Source organism: Bacillus ndiopicus, assembly GCF_000612805.1.
GTDB lineage: Bacteria > Bacillota > Bacilli > Bacillales_A > Planococcaceae > Metasolibacillus > Metasolibacillus ndiopicus.
Window position 1 is genome coordinate 109777 of record NZ_HG964406.1, and the last position, 18771, is coordinate 128547.

14 protein-coding genes and 1 pseudogene are annotated in these 18771 nt (G+C 36.3%); 6 read left to right on the forward strand and 9 right to left on the reverse strand.

What is annotated here, in order from left to right; translation table 11 throughout:
* Positions 1–34: 34 nt before the first annotated feature.
* Both TY13_RS12025 and hutH read right to left on the reverse strand, forming a co-directional pair.
* A complete protein-coding gene (locus TY13_RS12025; RefSeq protein ID WP_042476231.1) occupies positions 35–913 on the reverse strand; it encodes a 5'-3' exonuclease in 879 nt (292 codons plus the stop codon).
* A gap of 90 nt (positions 914–1003) precedes the next feature.
* A complete protein-coding gene (gene hutH / locus TY13_RS12030; protein ID WP_042476233.1) occupies positions 1004–2482 on the reverse strand; it encodes a histidine ammonia-lyase in 1479 nt (492 codons plus the stop codon).
* Positions 2483–2957: 475 nt separating this feature from the next.
* Here hutH and TY13_RS12035 point away from each other — a divergent pair, with 475 nt between their 5' ends.
* Entirely contained in the window at positions 2958–4235 is a 1278-nt protein-coding gene (locus TY13_RS12035; RefSeq protein ID WP_042476235.1) for an SPFH domain-containing protein, read from the forward strand.
* Between the two features lie 62 nt (positions 4236–4297).
* Here TY13_RS12035 and TY13_RS12040 read toward each other — a convergent pair whose 3' ends face one another.
* The 3 genes from TY13_RS12040 to TY13_RS12050 all read right to left on the reverse strand — a co-directional run bounded on the left by TY13_RS12040 (position 4298) and on the right by TY13_RS12050 (position 7555).
* On the reverse strand, positions 4298–6295 hold the full coding sequence (locus TY13_RS12040; RefSeq protein WP_042476237.1) for an ABC1 kinase family protein: 1998 nt from the start codon (positions 6293–6295) through the stop codon (positions 4298–4300).
* Positions 6296–6307: 12 nt separating this feature from the next.
* Positions 6308–6739 carry an SACOL1771 family peroxiredoxin gene (locus TY13_RS12045; RefSeq protein ID WP_042476240.1) on the reverse strand — a complete coding sequence of 144 codons (432 nt, stop codon included), beginning with the start codon at positions 6737–6739 and terminating at the stop codon, positions 6308–6310.
* 63 nt (positions 6740–6802) lie between these two features.
* Positions 6803–7555 (reverse strand): metallophosphoesterase family protein, encoded by a 753-nt coding sequence (locus TY13_RS12050; protein WP_042476243.1) that lies wholly within the window; start codon positions 7553–7555, stop codon positions 6803–6805.
* 160 nt (positions 7556–7715) lie between these two features.
* On the opposite strand from TY13_RS12050, the gene TY13_RS12055 reads away from it, so the two are divergent.
* Genes TY13_RS12055 through TY13_RS12065 form a run of 3 tightly spaced genes read left to right on the forward strand, consistent with a single transcriptional unit; the run spans position 7716 to position 11358 of the window.
* Positions 7716–9158: a spore germination protein gene (locus TY13_RS12055; protein ID WP_407637729.1), complete on the forward strand. Its 1443-nt coding sequence runs from the start codon at positions 7716–7718 to the stop codon at positions 9156–9158.
* 29 nt (positions 9159–9187) lie between these two features.
* Positions 9188–10267, forward strand: a complete 1080-nt coding sequence (locus TY13_RS12060) for a GerAB/ArcD/ProY family transporter (RefSeq protein WP_042476246.1) — start codon at positions 9188–9190, stop codon at positions 10265–10267.
* A complete protein-coding gene (locus TY13_RS12065) occupies positions 10264–11358 on the forward strand; it encodes a Ger(x)C family spore germination protein (protein ID WP_042476248.1) in 1095 nt (364 codons plus the stop codon). Before TY13_RS12060 ends, TY13_RS12065 begins: the two co-directional genes overlap by 4 nt.
* Positions 11359–11431: 73 nt before the next feature.
* Here the strand turns inward: TY13_RS12065 and TY13_RS21185 are convergent, their stop codons facing one another.
* Positions 11432–12160 (reverse strand): 3D domain-containing protein, encoded by a 729-nt coding sequence (locus TY13_RS21185; protein ID WP_052344317.1) that lies wholly within the window; start codon positions 12158–12160, stop codon positions 11432–11434.
* Between the two features lie 338 nt (positions 12161–12498).
* Here TY13_RS21185 and TY13_RS12075 point away from each other — a divergent pair.
* Both TY13_RS12075 and TY13_RS12080 read left to right on the forward strand, forming a co-directional pair.
* A pseudogene (locus TY13_RS12075) lies at positions 12499–13035 on the forward strand (glycosyltransferase family 2 protein); the annotation flags it as partial.
* Between the two features lie 141 nt (positions 13036–13176).
* Positions 13177–13521 carry a hypothetical protein gene (locus TY13_RS12080; protein WP_052344318.1) on the forward strand — a complete coding sequence of 115 codons (345 nt, stop codon included), beginning with the start codon at positions 13177–13179 and terminating at the stop codon, positions 13519–13521.
* 160 nt (positions 13522–13681) lie between these two features.
* Here TY13_RS12080 and TY13_RS12085 read toward each other — a convergent pair whose 3' ends face one another.
* From TY13_RS12085 to TY13_RS12095, 3 genes are read right to left on the reverse strand one after another with little or no spacing between them, the layout of a single operon-like run.
* Positions 13682–16525 carry an ATP-binding protein gene (locus TY13_RS12085; protein WP_042476249.1) on the reverse strand — a complete coding sequence of 948 codons (2844 nt, stop codon included), beginning with the start codon at positions 16523–16525 and terminating at the stop codon, positions 13682–13684.
* Positions 16518–16880 (reverse strand): response regulator transcription factor, encoded by a 363-nt coding sequence (locus TY13_RS12090; RefSeq protein WP_042476252.1) that lies wholly within the window; start codon positions 16878–16880, stop codon positions 16518–16520. Before TY13_RS12090 ends, TY13_RS12085 begins: the two co-directional genes overlap by 8 nt.
* A gap of 27 nt (positions 16881–16907) precedes the next feature.
* Positions 16908–18551 (reverse strand): diguanylate cyclase, encoded by a 1644-nt coding sequence (locus tag TY13_RS12095; RefSeq protein ID WP_042476255.1) that lies wholly within the window; start codon positions 18549–18551, stop codon positions 16908–16910.
* Positions 18552–18771 lie beyond the last annotated feature (220 nt).

Below are 18771 nucleotides of genomic sequence, written 5' to 3' on the forward strand. Positions count from 1 at the left end.
TTATTATTACGCTTATTTGCTTATTCGTCAATGCCTATAATCCTAAAGAACGTGCATGGCGGGTAATTAAGCGAAAGCCTCTATTCTCTAATTGCGAAACAACTTCATCAGTAAAAGCAGGTATAGCCAACTCATTTAGCTCTGCCTCAATTGCCGCGTCACAATTTATTGTCGCAAGCTGATGCGATAGCTTCAGCATTTCAACATTATCGTTAATTTTAGTACGTTGTGCTGGCTTTAATTGATCAATCGCTGATAATACGCCTTCAATTGAATGATATGTTTGAATTAACTGAAGCGCTGTTTTAGGACCAATTCCTTTGACACCTGGATAACCATCACTTGTATCGCCCATAAATGCCTTCACCTCAGCAAATTGCTTTGGTGTTATGCCATATTCTTCATGAAAACGCTGCTCTGTGTACGTATCGTATTCTGTATAGCCTTTTTTCGTAAAAGCGATTGTTGTCGTAGGATTCAATAATTGAAGTAAATCTTTATCACCACTAATTACGGTAATTTGTGCATCATCTTTCCACTTTTCAATCATTGAGCCGATTAAATCATCCGCTTCTAAACCACTAATGCCGAAGTTTTTCCAACCAATCATTTCTGATACGTCCTTCGCCATATCGAATTGCGGTAGCATTTCCTCTGGTGGTGCAGGACGGTTTGCTTTATAGCCATCAAATAAATCATTGCGAAATGTATGCATGCCCATATCCCAGCAAACAGCCAAATGCGTTGGCTTCATTAAATTTTGTGCTGTTAAAACGTGGCGTGCAAAGCCTTGTACACCGTTTGTTGGCGTACCATCATCTAAGCGTATATATTGGTTCATTGCAGCAGAGGCAAAAAATGAGCGAAATAATAGCGCCATACCATCTACTATCAATAAATGTGGTTTTTCCATATGTATTCCTCCATTCAATAATGCTATTATAGCAAAAAAGCTGCTTGCTTACTTATCACATTGGATTTTCAGCAAACAGCTTCTTCTATTTTAAGGCATTAAATATTGTGCGATTTTCTCTACATCTTTATTGAATACGCGGTCCTCTGTAATGCCTGCCGCGATTTGACGAATTTCCTGCCACTTTTCATGTAATTTTGGTGCCATTTTCTCTACATCGCGATATTCAACAGCTGTTGCTGCACAAAATGCTTCAATCGCTAAAACTCGGCGTGTGTTTGCAATGATATTGTAAGCGTGACGCGCGCCAGTCGTTCCCATACTTACATGGTCTTCTTGGTTTGCAGAAGATGGAATTGAATCAACAGACGCTGGATGTGCCAATGTTTTATTTTCTGATACTAAGCTCGCTGCTGCGTATTGTAAAATCATTGCGCCTGATTGTAAGCCTTGATGTGCACTTAAAAATGCTGGTAGCCCCTCGCTTAATGCTGGGTTAACTAAACGTTCGATACGACGCTCCGAAACGTTCGCTAATTCAGACACGCCAATTTTTAAGAAATCCATCGCGAAAGCAATTGGTTGACCGTGGAAGTTACCACCTGAAATAACGATATCTTCTTCATCGAAAATTAACGGATTATCTGTCGCAGCATTCATTTCGATTTCTAGCTTTTCTTTCACATAATTTAAAACTTGCCAGCTTGCACCATGAATTTGTGGAATACAGCGTAATGAATATGGATCTTGTACGCGCAATTCACCTTGTGCTGTCATTAGCTCACTACCTTCAAACCAATCGCGCATACGAGCTGCAACATCGCTTTGTTCTTTAAAGCCACGTACCTCATGCACAGCTGGGTGGAATGCATCTTTAATACCACGTAAGCTTTCTAACGTTAAACCGCTAATCCATTCACTTGCATATGCTAATTTTTCCGCCTCAATATAGTTAACAACGCCTTGTGCTGTCATTGCTTGTGTACCATTAATTAGCGCAAGTCCTTCTTTCGCTTGTAGTACGATTGGTTCAACATCATATTTGCCCCATACATCGCTTGCTGCAAGGACTTCACCATCGCGTAAAACTTCTCCTTCACCAATTAATGTTAATACTAAATGCGATAATGGTGCTAAATCACCTGATGCGCCAAGTGAGCCCTGTTGTGGAATAGCTGGATGGATTTTCTCATTGACCATCATTGTTAGGCGCTCTAATACTTCATAGCGAATGCCTGAAAAGCCTTTTAATAAAGCATTCAAACGTAATACTGTCATTGCACGTGTGACAACCTCTGGGAATAATTCACCGAAGCCACAAGCATGCGAACGAATTAAATTTATTTGAAGTGCGCCTACTTCAGCATCTTCAATTTTAACATCACAAAACTTACCAAAGCCTGTATTAATACCATAAACTGTTTTATCATCGCGTACGATGCGCTCTACATGCTCACGACTTTTTAATACACGTTGCTTCGCTGCCTCATCGATTGCAATTGCCTCACCTTTATATAAAATCGCTTTCATTTGTTCGATTGTTAAATCACTACCATTTAAAAATATCATCATGCCATCTCCTTTAGTTTGTTTTCTATCTCATATTATTAGCTAAAAAATAATATTTTTCTAGTTATTTTTTTCACAAATCCCTTTACTACAATAGAGCGAAAAAGTAAAATTATATATTAAAATAATTTATTACTAAATAATCAGTCATAATTTTCAGATAAAAAGCGAAATGAAGCGTGAATAAGCCTACAACCTTTGATTATCTACTAAAGCAAAGTGATATTTTTCTTATGACAATAAAATTTTTTTTAAATTAATTACTTCGTGGCTAATATTAGTTTGAATTTTTGTGAGTTTGCTAGGAAAAAAACAAAACATTAACCAAGAATACCCAACCAATATTCTCTCGCCTCTCATCGTCTGAATCCAGGTAAATGGGTCTTTATTCAAGAAAAGAAATTATCAAAAAATGAATCTTTTTCCCGAAAAAAAAAGTATACTATTCATAACAATTAGAGAGAGGGGTCATTTTATGGGCTTATTAAGAGCGGGTATTGGTGCAGCACAGGGAGTTTTAGCGGATCAGTGGAGAGAATACTTTTACTGCGAATCTATTCCAGCTGATGTCCTTATTACAAAAGGCATAAATAAACGTGGAAAACGCGGCTTTAACTTTAAAGGCAGCGATAATATTATTAGCAATGGCTCCATTATTGCGATTAATGAAGGACAAGCGATGATTATCGTCGATCAAGGACAAATCGTTGAGTTTTGTGCCGAGGCTGGTGAATTTGTTTACGATACATCAACGGAGCCTAGCATTTTTTATGGCGATTTAAAAGAAAGCATTATCGAATCCTTTAAATCATTTGGAAAACGTGTAGCATTTGGTGGTGCAGCGCCTAAGGATCAACGCGTTTACTTTTTCAATACAAAAGAAATTCCGGGCAATAAATATGGTACACCTACACCGGTTCCATTCCGTGTGGTTGACGCAAATATCGGATTAGATATTGATATTGCAATCCGCTGTAATGGCGAATATTCTTTCAAAATTATGGACCCTATCCTTTTCTATACGAACGTATCAGGCAATGTACAATCAGAATTCCGTCGTGAGGAAATCGACGGTCAATTGCGTTCAGAATTATTAACAGCGTTGCAACCCGCATTTGCTAAAATTTCAGATATGGGCATTCGTTATAGCTCTTTACCTGGACGTACAATGGAATTAGCGCAAGCTTTAAACGAAGTGTTAACTGAAAAGTGGAGTAAGCTGCGGGGGATTCAAATTATTTCATTTGGTGTGAATACTGTGAAAGCATCTGAAGAAGATGAAAAGATGATAAAGGATTTACAAAAAAATGCAGTATTGCGCAATCCGAATATGGCAGCCGCTACAATGATTGGTGCTCAAAGTGATGCGATGAAAATGGCGGCTCAAAACGAAGCTGGTGCTTTCGTCGGTTTTGCAGGTATGAATATGGCAGCGCAAGCCGGTGGCGTTAACGCACAAGATTTATTTAACATGGGGCAACAGCAAGCAAACACACAATCTACGCAAGGCTGGACTTGTTCATGTGGCGCTTCAAATAGCGGTAAATTCTGTGCAGAATGTGGTAAACCTCAGCCACAAGGTGGTTGGACTTGCTCATGTGGGACACAGAATGAAGGAAAGTTCTGTAAAGAATGCGGTTCAGCAAAGCCTACAAGCTTTAAATGTAATAAATGCGGCTGGCAGCCACAAGGCGCTGTACCTAAATTCTGTCCAGAATGCGGTGATGTCTTTGACGAAAATGACCGCGCCTAAGGAATAACAAGATGTAAATGGGTGTGCCGAGAAAGTAAAAACTTTCCTAGCACACCCTATTTTCACGTTCGCTTCATATCGCGAATTGCTTGGATTGATAAACGTACAAGTAAAATGGCACATAAAAATAAACCGACATAAGCAACTGTATTTAAATAAATTGCATAGGCTGTATGCATAAATTGAGAAATTGCTAGCAATGCTACCGATATTAATCCAAACGTAATGCCAACAAACAGTAACACAAAGCGTGAAAACAATTGCGTCACAAACATTGCATTATGTTTATCTGAAAATACATCGTGATGCAGAACAATTTTACCGCTCTCTACTTTTTTGAACATTTGATTCATGCGACGCGGTATTTTTCGAATCGCTGGTACAATTAATGCAAGCTCCTCTTCCAAGCGATTTTTCATCTCTAACGGCTCCTTAAACGGCCGCTTTATACTCGCTTGAATAAAGTGACTTGAAAATGCCCTTGCTTCCTGAAAAATATCAAACTGCGAATCAATTGTGTGAAGTGTACCATCCAATGTTACAAGTGCACGCAATGCGGTGCTGACTGATGGATAAAAATGTAGCCCAAACTCTCGAACAATCGAGAAAATGGAATATATAAGTTCATCGGTTTGCACATTTTCTGTATACGAAATTTTGAGCAGCACTTGTCCAATAGCCTGCTCCACTTCTTCTTGATCTACTTCTACTGAGTTATCAACTAAATCTGCTATTCCTTCATAAACGACACTCGCATCATTTAATGCAATGCCGATTATGAATTGCTTTAAACCATCCTGCTGCTTCACAGCAAGTCGACCAACAGCACCGAAATCTAGCATTGTCAATGAACCTGTACGACTTGCAATATAAATATTTCCTGGATGAGGATCAGCATGGAATATACCAGAAACTAATGCCTGCTCTAAAAAGCTATTAAATAAGTTCTGTGCTAATTTATGGCGATTAATTTGAAATTGCTCATACAATTCATTAGCAGAAGCTATAGACTTCCCTTCCACATATTCCATCACTAAAATATTAGAATTACTATACTGTGTATAAATTTTAGGAATATGAACTTTATAATCGCTACTGCGCAGTACATTCGCAACTTGTTGTGTGTTACGTGCTTCAATTTGAAAATCTATTTCCTCCATAAGTGAGGAAGCAAAGCCAATAGCTAAATCACGAAAGCCTAAATTTTCTGCCCATACAGACTTGCTTGATACCCACTGTGCAAACTCCACTAAAATGCTTAGGTCATCCCGCATAATTTCCTTCACATCAGGACGCAATAGCTTCACTGCTACTTGCTCGTTCGTTGCACGTAGCACCGCTTTATGAACTTGTCCAATAGATGCTGCAGCTATAGGCTCTTGGCTAAAATAAGAGAATACCTCCTCAGCAGGCTGTGCCAAATTTGCTTGCAATACGCCATTTACTTGCTCTGCTGTTAAAGGACGCACATTTTGCTGTAGTTTTTCAAGCTCATCAATGAAAACAGGTGAAAATAATTCCTTGCGCGTCGATAATACTTGTCCAAATTTAATAAAAATACCACCGCATTGCTCTAATGTGTCGCGCAAAGCAACTGCTAATTCACGGTCATTATCACGGTTGCGTGCATATTTCACTGTACGTGTAATGCCATTTGTTACAGCAATTTGCACAACTTGGCGCAGCCGCTTTTGCCTGCGCCATTGTTGAATAACGCGTATAATAAATGATTTTCGATCTGTTCTTCGTGTACCATTTTCATCAATCGCAATAGGATCAAATAATTCAAAAAGCAAATAAAACAACATCGAAAGTAATAGCATGCTGCCAACCCATAGCAATGTGGCGATATTCATTACATTTTCCATAACGTCGCCTATTAAATAATCTGTATCACGAACATAAGTGTACCAAAAGACAAATGTCGTTAAAGTAACACTCAAGACTACGGACAATATACGTCGAAATAAATTGACTTGTGAACCGATTAAACGACCGCTCAGAAAAAAGATGATGATGGAAAATAGCACAACCTGTACAATAAAATGTAGACCGCTCATCCTCTTCACCCCTTATAGTATAGTCAATTGCACCAACACTTCCACATTGCCTTTTAATGCTTTACTAATCATACAAGTAGTTTCTGCTTTTAACGCTAGCCGCTTAGCCATTACTTGGTTTTTCTCCGTTTTATCTGCCAGCTTTATCGTTAAATGATGAATAATTTGTTTATATGTAAAAACGCCGTTTGTCACATCAACAATGCCATCTGATTGCATTTCAAGTGTGGCTTTAATACTAGTTCTTTCAAGCATTGCTGCAAGTGAAATAATATAGCATGTAGCTGCTGCACCTAGTAGCATTTCATCAGGATTAGTTCCAATTCCTGGACCATCCATTTCTGGTGGAATCGATATTTGTGTGGATAAACGTTCAGCTTGCAAGCTACCTACCGCATTTCTTCCCCCATCCCACCTTGTTTGTAAAACAAATGTATGTTGCATAGCTTATCTCTCCTTCGGCCACATTCAGATTCAGCTTTAAAAGTTTGATATTGATGGCTACAACTAACAAGACGTTGTAGGCAGGGTTTTTGTTACCGTTATTATGCTTTCTTCTTTAACCGAACGAACAATGATTTCGTCACTTCCCTGTGTCAATACAATGCCATTTAATTGGCCACCTTCCATAAATATACCACCATCAAGTCCTAATTTTCTTCCACATGGAGAGATCCAAATTTCACCTGTTTTATTGCTATTCAAATATGGTGTTGGTGTATGCCCAAATACAACAGTTTCTCTCGCTTTATGTGGTGTATGATGGAATTTATCACGAATCCATATTAAATCTCGGGGCTCTGTTTGTGCTGCATCCTCTTTTTCTGGATCAATACCGCCATGCACGAAAAAATAATTATCCCAGCGATAAAATAACGGCAAAGCGTTAATCCATTCCAGCAACTCCTTATAATGTTCCGTAATACATTGTGCTGTCTCCTTAGGCGTATCGGCAGTCCATTCAGATTTTTGTAGGCTAGCCACTGTAGCTGCTCCCCCTATATTATTTCCTAGGTAATTTGGCCACTCTGGATCAGCTAACCATTTTAAAAATAATTGCTCATGGTTCCCCGTTAATGCGATAGCACCTTTTTCTGTCAGCGATTTGACCTTTTTTAAAACAGCTAAACTTTCTTTCCCTCTATCAATATAATCCCCTAAAAATATTAGCTGTTCCTCCTCTGGTCGCCAGAGCGTTAATAATTTCTCTAATTGACTATAGTGACCATGTATATCTGGTATTACAAATACTTTTTCCATTTTTCATCTCTCCAAAACTTTATTCCTAAATTACTTGCTGACTATATTGTTTGTATCTTGATTTCGGTAGCAAGTCCTTTAATTATTCTCGTATACAACGCCTATAAACAGTCTAAACTATGATAATCAAGAAGGAAAGGCGAATGGTATTTTGAAAATAATAATTCGAACTTTATCTGGTAAATGGCGTAAAAAAATTAATACCGACAAAAGCCCTAATCCAGAATATACATTACAGCTATTACAGCTACTCTCCGACAATTCTTACGACATTGTTTTCCAAAAAAAATTAACGAGCGAAGGTATTGTAACTATTATATTTTCAAGCTCTCTTATTGAAAAAATGACCTTGCAAGCGGTGGTGCTTGCTCCGTTATCTCATTCTCTTCATCAAATCCATCAAATCGCTGAGCGAATGCAATATAACCAAATTTCTGAAATTGAAAATAAAATTAATGCAGGCTATACAATATTATATTTTCATGAGACAAAGCAATATTTAGCGCTCGACACATATAGTGCACCAATTCGTGCTATTACAAATACAGAAATTGAGTCCACTGTAATTGGTCCACAAGATGCTTTTACTGAGTCATTGGAAACTAATATTTCATTGATACGACGCCGCATTCACAATCATTATTTAAAAAATGAAAGTATATATATTGGCAATAATAAGCAATATCAAGTTTCAATTATGTATGTGGATAATATCGTCAATAAAAAATTGCTCAAAAAATTAAAAAAACGCCTTCAGCATATCAATCCACCACCTTTATTAGATACTGCTGTGCTGAAACAGCTTATTGAAGATAATCCCTTTTCCCCCTTCCCGCAATATTATATGAGCGTACGACCTGATACCATTGCACACTATTTATTAGATGGTCGAATGGCTTTATTAATTAATAATAGCCAAACAGTCATCATATGCCCTACATCATTTTTTGAGATGTTTACTAGCATTGAGGATTATTACAATCGTTGGACAACTGCTACATTGTTACGTTCTTTACGATTTTTCGGCTTTTTTATAACCATTATGATTACACCGATGTATATATCAACATTGACCTTTCATCCAGAAATATTGCCATATGAGCTATTGTTAAATTTACAAGAGTCTAGAAGTAAGGTGCCTTTTCCACCATTAATTGAAGTACTATTTATCGAATTAATTATCGAGGTGTTACGAGAGGCTGGTTCGCGAATGCCCGCAAAAGTTGGTCAAACAATTGGTATTGTTGGTGGTATCGTTATTGGAACGGCAGCCGTCGAAGCAGGGCTAATTAGCAATATTTTAATTGTACTTGTAGCAACATCAGCACTGTTGTCCTTTTTACCCCCTATTTTCTTAATGAGCAATACAAGTAGATTAGTGCGTTATTTTTTTATTATTGCAGCAGGTTTATTTGGTTTGTTTGGACAAATGCTTGCATTCGCTTGGCTTATTACCCATTTACTACGTATTCGTTCTTTAGGAGAACCTTATATGGTTCCTCTTATCCCACGTAAATGGACTGATTTATTGAATAGTGTCGTTCGCTTTCCAATGGCTTATTTAAAAAATCGAATGGGCATCTCCAAAAGTCAAAAAAGCTAATGTACTTCCTAAAATGAGGATGAGTAAATATGAGGTTAACACAAAAGAAAGTATTAACTAAAGTACATGTACTATTTTTAGTACAAAGCTGCTTAATCGGAACAGGAATTTTACAGATTCCTCAAAAATTAAGTGCCATGGGCTATAGCCAAGCGTTTATGCCGCTTTTTTTCGCCCTGATTGCCACAATTAATTTATGGCCGATGCTATGGCTTAACTCAAAATTTCCAAACAATAATCTATTCCAAATAAATGAAATATTATTAGGTAAAACAATTGGTAAATTTATCAATTTTTTACTTATTATATTATTTACGATAGTTTGTATAGACGCTATTAGTAGCTATATGCTACTAATTCAAAGCACTGCATTACCTGAGCAAACGATTACTTTCCCTATTATTTGTTTTTTAGCACTGCTTATTTATTTAGTTAGAGGCGGTATTTTTACTATTGCTCGTTTTTCAATTATGGCTTTTTTCATAACGCTTCCAATGGTTCTACTAACAAAATGGGCAATACAAAAAGGAGAATTTAGCCATTTTTTTCCTTTGTTTAATTTTACACTTCAAGAATTTTATGAGGCTTCTAAAAATGGCTACTTATCTTTTTTAGGATACGAGCTCATTTTATTTTATTATCCATATATTATTCAGCAAAAAAGTGCCTTTAAATATGCAACAATAGGCATTTGGATATCTGGTGTTTTAATGTTGATTACAACAGGTGTTAGCGTTATGTATTTTTCTGAATGGCAATTGAGCAATATTGAATATGCGGTTCTTAATATTTTTAAAGCTGGTGAATATTCTTTTATTGAACGTATCGATATTATCGGAATGACGTTATGGATTTTCTTAGTTTATTCTACTGTAGCTTTATATTTATGGGCAGCAAACGAGGGCTTTAAAACACTGATTTTACCGAAATCTCAAATCCATTTATATATTTTAGTTATTAGCATCTTTATCATGCTTATCCTACCTATTTCCAAGTATTTAAAAATGAAAATTTTCACAATTAATAATTATATATTTTATTTATTACTCCTTTGGCCCATTTTTTTAATTTTGATTTATCTATTTCGGAAAAAGCAGGTGCATCAATGAATATTAGACTACTTCTTATTTTCCTTTTATTATTTGTAGCTGGGTGCTCTGAGCAAGGAAAGAAAATTCCGATAGAAGAAATTGATATGATTGGTATTATGGCGTTTGATTATGTTGATGAAAAGATAAAAAAGCTTACCGTAGCGATTCCTCAATATTCAAAGGAAGCTGAAAAGGATACCATGGTATATTCTGTAGAAACAGATTTAGTGTCTCAAGGCATTGTAAAAATTGAGGCTCAATCTGATCGAAAGGTCGTGCTGAATCAGCTACGTGTTATTTTGGTAAGTGAGGAATTTGCTCGCAAAGGGCATGTCAGATCTATTGTTGAACATATTTACCGCAATGCGGAAGTAGGAAATAAAGCCCTTATTGCTGTTGTAAAAGGTCGAGCAGATAGTATTCTTTATGCTGAGTACCCTGATAAACCAAATATTAATTTTTATTTAAATGATTTGCTGCGACCTAGCTTTAACACCGCCTTTAATCCAAACACCAATGTTCATGATTTTATATACGCGACGACAAATCTGACTAAAGATGCCTCCGTACCATATCTTGAACTACTTGATGACAAAGTTGAAATTACAAATATCGCACTGTTTAAGGAGGATGTCATGGTAGAAACCATTTCTCCAAATGAGTCGGTTTATATCCAGGCATTGCTAGGGAAAAAAAGTATTGCACCACTTGTTATTGAAATGCCTAAAGATACAAAAATATCACTTAATCTTGTTAAAAGTAAATTTAAAATAGAAAGTAATAAAGATAAACATCAACCTAAGCTTACTATTCATATACAAATGAAAGCGACCTTAAGTGAGTATAATATTGAACATCTCGACAAATTAAATACATGGAAAGAAATCAGTCACTTAGAAAAATCAATTAATCGACAAGTGGAAAAAGATATAAAAGCATTTATAGAGAGATTAAATAAACAGCAAATTGACCCAATTGGCTTAAGTGAGTATTTCCGTAAATATACATACGGAAAATGGACACGCGCAATGACTGACAAAGTACTCAGTAAATTAGAATTAGATGTAAATGTCAAAACAATTATTGTTAATGTGGGAACATTAAAGTAAAGCAAAAGGCTGTTGGAAAATGCAGGTACAAGCCCACTTTTCCGACAGCCTTTTTACTATATTTGCAGCAAAATTAATTTAAAACTTTAATTTTTACTTTCTTAACGCCCCATTCCATCGCATTCTCATATTCTGGAATAAAGACGTCAATTTTATTTCCTTTAATTGCCCCTCCTGTATCACCTGCAATTGCTTCTCCATAACCCTCTACCCATACTTTTGTACCGAGTGGAATTACTCTCGGATCTACCGCAATTACTTTCTGATTAGGATTTGCACGTAAGTCGATACCATAAGCAGTTGTACCCGAACAGCCTTTACAATAAGCTGTATATGCTGTCGCTGTCACAATCATTTCATCACCCTGCTCCTGATCATCATATGTCTCAATGCTTTGCGCCGGGTTGCTTGGTGGTGTGACAGGCACAATTGGTGTGGTTGGTGCAACAGCTATAACCTTTTCTTCCTCGCTAATAGAAGGCATGTCCTCCTCATCGTAAATCGTTAGCTCATCTCCAGGATAAATTAATGTATTTGTTATATCGTTCCAAGCCATTAATGAATTAACAGAAACTTCATGCTTTAATGCTATACGATATAAATTATCTCCCTCTGTAACTGTATAAATTACTGACTCACTCTCTTGCGGTTCTTCAATGCTTAGCGCGTCCCATGTATAGATGCTATAGTCATTCAATAATTCATCACTTATAGGTAATGGGATTGCTGCCATTGGAGATATCGCTGTTATATTAAACAAAAACGACAACACTAAACTAATGACTGCTAGTTTGTACTTCAAAATAATGCTCCTCCTTTATGGATGCTGTGAATTTTCCGTTAGTGTTGCCGCATATAAATAAAAATAAACATTTTTTCTCAAAATAATGGAATAACAGTGATTCAACACCAAAAACTGTAGTTAGTAAAACAAAATACATACCCAAAGAGATACATATCGCTCTTTCTATAAAAAGCTTAAAACTCAGTTGATTTTCGTTACGATTGGCTCGCTTTCCACGGGGAATAGCTTTCTTACCTTTTTATAAATAGATAGTTAAACGTCACGGAATTTGTTTAATCATAACAGTAGGATTTTTTACGTATTGTGACTAAAAATAATGAAAGGAGGGTTTTGTATTGATTACAATTAGCTTATGTATGATTGTAAAAAATGAGGAAACGGTGCTTGCTAGATGCCTTGAATCAATTAAAGATGTAGTAGACGAAATAAATATTATTGATACTGGCTCTACAGATACTACCAAAAGTATTGCCGCCAAATATACTTCAAGAATTTTTGATTTTAAATGGATTAATCACTTTGCAGCTGCGCGCAATTTTTCCTTTCAACAAGCAACAAAGGATTATATATTATGGTTGGATGCCGACGATGTCGTTACAGTAGAAGGGCGCGACAAATTGCAACATTTGAAATCAACATTATCCCCTACCGTTGATGCAGTTTCGATGAATTATCATATAAGCTTTGATGAACAAGGAAATGCCGTTCATACATTAAGGCGTAATCGGCTTGTGAAAAGGCATCGGCAATTTCAATGGATTGGGGCAGTGCATGAATTTTTAGCAGTGGATGGAACAATTATACATAGCGATATCGCCATTAACCATCAGCCATTAAGCCATGATGCACTGCGCAATCTTGCTATATATGAGTAATTGCTTGAGGGTGGTGAAGGATTTTCGGCCTTTAAATCCTAACTAGTAACAAGTGGCTCTACTGCTATTGCGAACTGGACAGTTACCGCACCTTATTACACCTCAACTGGTTTTAATGCGGCAACGGGTGTTTTTACTGTGCCGGTTACAGGGAAATATTCCTTTGCTGCTACGCTCAATTACTCTACATTAGCAGCTATTACTTTATCATTAGGTAGCGGTATTAACCCCGCATTTTATATACGTCAAAACAGTTCTAACAACGTAATCGGTGGTTTATTTCCATTATTAAATGTATCTCTCACTTTACTAACATTTCGTGCAATTTTAGGGAATGGTACAGTCACACTTGCTGGCGATTTATTGTTAAATGCTGGAGATACAATTGACCTGTATTACGAAGCAAATGGTTTAACTGTTGGTTTAAACTTAGGTGGTGTCAATTCTGCGGGTATGGTGTGGTCTTGTCATCGTATTTCTTAAGTAAGTAGGAAGTTGTCCAAAAGCCAAGCTAGCTTGCCGCTTTTCGGACAACTTTTATGGTTTCATTGAAATGTAAATATTTTTAAAAGGTTAAAAACTCTAGTTTCTACACAGTCTTTCACCTTCAAAATGATTATAGCTTTTCGGACAGCATCTTTAACTAATCCTGCTTTGGAAAAAGTATATCCCCTTTATTTTCCTGGGACATTAAAAACGGAACAAGCGCTTTCGAAATTTCCTCTGGTGGATAAGGCTTTGTTAAATATTTTTCCACTTTATACTTTGCTACTAATTCCTGTACTTCGTCTAATGCGGAAGAAATAACAATTGGTATTTTGCTCGTTTGCTCAGTTTCTTTTAGTTGCTGAATCAATTCCCATCCATTCATATCATCGCTTAACATTAAATCGACAACGATACCGATAAATGGTGTGTTTAAAGCTTCCTCATATGCCCTTTGTGGATCATTGTGATAAATAACAGTAAAGCCTTTACTCTTTAATTCCTCAGATAATAGTAAAGCTAAGCTCGAATCATCCTCAACAATCATAACATTTGCACTTTGTGATAATAAATGCGATTGTTCATCAATAATGCTCGTATGCTCATTTTCTAAAGGCAATGTAATATAAACGGTCGTGCCTTGCCCTTCCTCAGATTCAATCCAAATGTCACCGTTATGCATCGAAATAATTTCACGACAAATCGCTAAGCCAAGCCCAGTCCCTCCGATTTTACGTCTAGAGCTATTATCAATGCGTTTAAACTTTTGGAATAACTGTGAAATATCTGTTTTTGCAATGCCGATTCCTTCATCTTGCACACCAACTAGTAGCATCTGGCCCTTATTCTCCAATGTAATTGTTACATCGCCACCATTTGGTGAAAATTTAATTGCATTGCTAATAATATTAACAAACACTTGAATAAGCCGTTCTTCATCTGCTTTCACTATAACATCACGTGCCTTATCAATTAAATGAACATGGTGATTTTTCTCATGACGGAAACGATTAATAATCTCCATAACAATTTCGTTTATCTGTAATGATTTCATGGCATACTGCTGTCTTCCTGATTCCATCCTTTGTAAATCAAGGAAGTCATTAATTAAATTCGTAAGACGCTGTGCCTCTTTATGAATAGTTTCTACATATTTTTGTTGGCGCTCAGGCTTTAATGTTTTTGTTAAAAGCAGCTCTGTAAAGCCGAGTACACTTGACAGCGGTGTTCGTAATTCATGGCTTACTGTGCTAACAAGCTCAGACTTCATTTTATCGATTTCATATTCTCGCGTAATATCGCGATGCACAAAAATTGTTCCGGCTTTGTTAGTGCCTTCAAATAAACATGTCGCATATACCTCGATAAAAGTGTCTTGCTCTGTTGAGATAGAATAACGCAATGTTCGCGTATGCTCAAAGCTTTCCTCAATAGCATCTTCAAAAAACGACCTTAAATCATTTGGCTCTTTACTAATTGAGTCAAAATGGCTTAGCCATACTTCTTTTGTGATTAGGCGCTCATCTAACTTTGATTCCATGCTCGTCATATGTGCAAAAGCATGGTTAATTAATACTGTATCTCCTGTACTTGAAACAAGCTGCAAGCCTTCATTAATCGTTTCGATAATATTTTTATTTAACTGTCTTGAACGTTCCACTTCCTCGTACATTAATATGCGGTCAAATGCAATGGATACGCGTTTTAACAACCCGTTAAGTCCATTTTGTTCCTCCTTAGTGAAAGCATGTCCTTCACGTGTTGCCATTAATATTGCAACAAGCTTGCCTTGTGCATTTAAAATCGACGAATACAAATCATATACATAATAAGACTGTTGCGCTATCCCGCGCTCTGCCATCGTTACTTCCCGCTTAATAATGAAGGATTTTTCCTGCTCCAGACGCATTAGTTTGTTGCTATCCAAATGTTGCAATAAATTATTAGCAAATTCAACAGTAAGCCCCTTCATCGCATGAACATTACCTTCTAACCAAGTTAAAATACTCGTATCAAACTGATAAATATCGTTTAAATAATTGTGTAGGTTTTCAATAAGCTGTTGCTTATCTAACGTAAATGTTAGTGCATGATTAAGGTGATTATATTTTTCAAGCTGGTTTAATGAGCGCTGTAGCTGCATTTGATTCTCCTGCAACTCATCCTGCTGCATTAATAGCTCCTCATTTTGTGTCGTTAGTTCTTCTTCCTTATCTTGAATGGATAATGTCATATGGACAAAGGCATTTGCTAAGACGCCTAATTCATCATCCATTTTCTCCAAATTGCCCGTTTCAAAAGATTGCCCAGAGGCAAATGCATTTGTTGCGGTAGTTAGCTGCTCAATTGGGCGTATTAAATGATCGAGTACTCTTATCATAATAAAGCTAATGAATAGCACAATTAAAACGCTAACAAGGAGCGCAAAAACAGCTACACTTTGTCCAAAGCTAATATTTTCTTCAAACAGTTCATTTAATTCTTTATCTGTTTTTTCTTTATATTTTTTTGTGTTATCAATTATATTATTAACAACATTGCTCATTCTATCGTTGGACAATGTTCGTAAAGATTCGTAATCATCTTTTTTCACATAGGAAACAGCCTCTGGCAATATATCATTTTGATAAATAAGCAAATAGCTTGCTAACTCTTGATGGAGCGCTTGCTCTTCATCTGTTAACTGCATCTTTGAAAACTGTTGCAGTTGCTGATTAATCTTTGTTAAATCGGCGTGTGCTTGCTGCAAATAGTGCTCATTTCTATAAGCGAAAAAGCCCCGTGCTTGAAAGAACACATCCTTATAAGTTTCTGCTAAAGAGTTGACGATAATCGACTTCTCAATTAGCAGCTCCTGTTCTTTTTCCAATCTTTCGTTATGTGCATTCATAAAAAAGTAAAGGACAACGATAAGCAATAAAAAGATACTTGCTACAAGAAAAAGCTTGCGAAAAAATCGGCTACGTATATTTTGTTTAGTTAATAGGTTGTCATCAGCCATTTAAAATATCCTCAACAATTTCCATGAGCTTTACTGGACTAAAAGGCTTTGACATAAAGTAATCAACCCCATTTTCAAATACTTTTTGCCGATCTTCCTCTTGCGATTTAGCCGTTAACATCAATATTGGTAAATTTGCTTTTATTTGCTCAGGTAACTGTTCAATTACTTCAATACCTGTAACATGTGGCATCATATAATCTAAAATCATTAAATCATAGCTTTCTTGCGTCACTTTTTCTAACGCTTCCTGGCCATCCTCTGCTTCATCGATTTCATAGCCCATATCCTCTAGCGTATCTCGAATAAGCATACGCAAAATTTCTTCATCATCAACTACTAAAATTTTTGTCATTTATAGTGCCTCCCCCTAGTAGCTTTTTTAAGCTTTGCTGCCATTAAAAATGCGCTCTGCTAAATGTAATATACGCGACGATACATCAGCAATTTGGAATGGCTTGCGAATATAGTCATCCGCACCATTTTGGAATGCTTCTAATACATACTCTTCTCCAATTTGACTTGTTAGCATCGAAACGATAACTTCTTTTGAGGTATAATTTGCGCGAATTTTTTTCAATACTTCAATACCGCTCATATTTGGCAGCATCCAATCTAATAAAATGACGTATTTATAGTTAGGATCATACCAGCTTGATTGTAAAAACTGTATTCCATCGCCAAATGTAGCTACTTCAATGGCTACTTGGTCGCTTGTTGATAGCCCTTCAAAATGCCTTGCAATAATATCACGAATAATATATACATCATCAATAACAATCACTTTTAGTTTTTCTGATTTTTTCATATCTACAATCGAAGAATCGAATAGTACAACGCGATTTCTACCAGCTTCTTTTGCTGAATAAAGTGCTTGATCTGCCGCTTCTAATAATTTTTTAGGATGTGTGTAGCACTTATTTATTACCATCATGCCTGAAGAAAACGTTACATGAAAGTTAGCAGTATTCGTGGAGAAAACTTTCTGTCCCATCGCTAGGCGAATCTTTTCAACTAGCTTATAACCTTCCTCTGCTTCTGTATTAGGCATTAATAAAATAAATTCTTCTCCACCATAACGACAGAATATGTCTTGATCCCTCTTTAACTCTTTTACAAGTGCCGCAAATCCCCTTAGTACTTCATCACCTATTAAATGTCCGTAAGTATCATTAACCTTTTTAAAATAATCTATATCCAGAATTGCGATAGTAAACACTTCGCTAGTTTTCTCATATTTCTGGATTAACATTTTTAATTGGCTTTCAAAATATTTACGATTGTAGATCTGTGTTAACTCATCAATGACGATTGCATATTCTAGCTCTTTTCTATAAGCTAGGCGATTTATAACGTAAGCGAGCAAAACCTCTTCATCAACTGGCTTAGAAACAAAGTCCATTGCCCCTAGCTCAAAAGCGCGTACACGATTTTCCTTGCTATGATGGCTACTCATAACAGCAATAAATGTGCGATCTTTTTTGATTTTTTTTATATTGTTTAAAATGGAGAAGCCATCTATATCAGGCAACATAATATCTAAAAAGACGATGGCAGGCTGTAGTTCGTAAATTAGCTCAATGCCCCGTTTTCCATTATGTGCGATTATTACCGAAAAGCCTTTTTCCTCTAAAACATTTTTCAGATACGAAATAAAAACCATATCGTCATCAATAATTAGTATAAACTCTTTTGTTATATTATTAATGGTAGGAGCTGTCGTCTCCTCCATTGCTACTTGCGGGAAATTATTCGTTTCATAGAACGATAGCGCCTCAAGCAGCGAGCTCAAATATAATGTCCACTCACCCTTCAGCCATTCCTTCTCACTTGCATCATTTATAGTTAATAGCTTTTCACTAGCGATTATTGTCAATTCATTTAATCCAACTGAGCCTGCAGTTCCTTTTAACATATGTAAAAATGCATATAATTCTTTCTCTTTAATCGAATCGGATTCGGCCCATTTTCGAAATTTTTCCTGCATGCGTTGATACACCATTTGCTGGTATTTCTCTGCTCCCATTGTAAAACTCTCCAATCAACATTATCTTGAGTAAAGTATATCGCACTGCTATAAAAAAGATAGTTTAATTTAATGAATAAATTATATTTTTCATAGTAATTGTAACAACAAAGGGAATAAATAGAAAAATTAAAAAGCCGCCCATAACGGACGACTTTTTAATGATTTTGCACTGCTATAACTGCCAAGTGATTATCAGCCGGTCATGATTTAATATACA

Bases quoted from the DNA above. Each gene is read 5' to 3' on its own strand.
- TY13_RS12050 (WP_042476243.1), bottom strand. From the start codon at position 7,555: ATGGAAAAAGTATTTGTAATACCAGATATACATGGTCACTATAGTCAA.
- TY13_RS12090 (WP_042476252.1), bottom strand. From the start codon at position 16,880: ATGACAAAAATTTTAGTAGTTGATGATGAAGAAATTTTGCGTATGCTT.
- TY13_RS12035 (WP_042476235.1), top strand. From the start codon at position 2,958: ATGGGCTTATTAAGAGCGGGTATTGGTGCAGCACAGGGAGTTTTAGCG.
- TY13_RS12095 (WP_042476255.1), bottom strand. From the start codon at position 18,551: ATGGGAGCAGAGAAATACCAGCAAATGGTGTATCAACGCATGCAGGAA.
- TY13_RS12040 (WP_042476237.1), bottom strand. From the start codon at position 6,295: ATGAGCGGTCTACATTTTATTGTACAGGTTGTGCTATTTTCCATCATC.
- TY13_RS12060 (WP_042476246.1), top strand. From the start codon at position 9,188: ATGAGGTTAACACAAAAGAAAGTATTAACTAAAGTACATGTACTATTT.
- TY13_RS12065 (WP_042476248.1), top strand. From the start codon at position 10,264: ATGAATATTAGACTACTTCTTATTTTCCTTTTATTATTTGTAGCTGGG.
- hutH (WP_042476233.1), bottom strand. From the start codon at position 2,482: ATGATATTTTTAAATGGTAGTGATTTAACAATCGAACAAATGAAAGCG.
- TY13_RS12025 (WP_042476231.1), bottom strand. From the start codon at position 913: ATGGAAAAACCACATTTATTGATAGTAGATGGTATGGCGCTATTATTT.
- TY13_RS12085 (WP_042476249.1), bottom strand. From the start codon at position 16,525: ATGGCTGATGACAACCTATTAACTAAACAAAATATACGTAGCCGATTT.
- TY13_RS12045 (WP_042476240.1), bottom strand. From the start codon at position 6,739: ATGCAACATACATTTGTTTTACAAACAAGGTGGGATGGGGGAAGAAAT.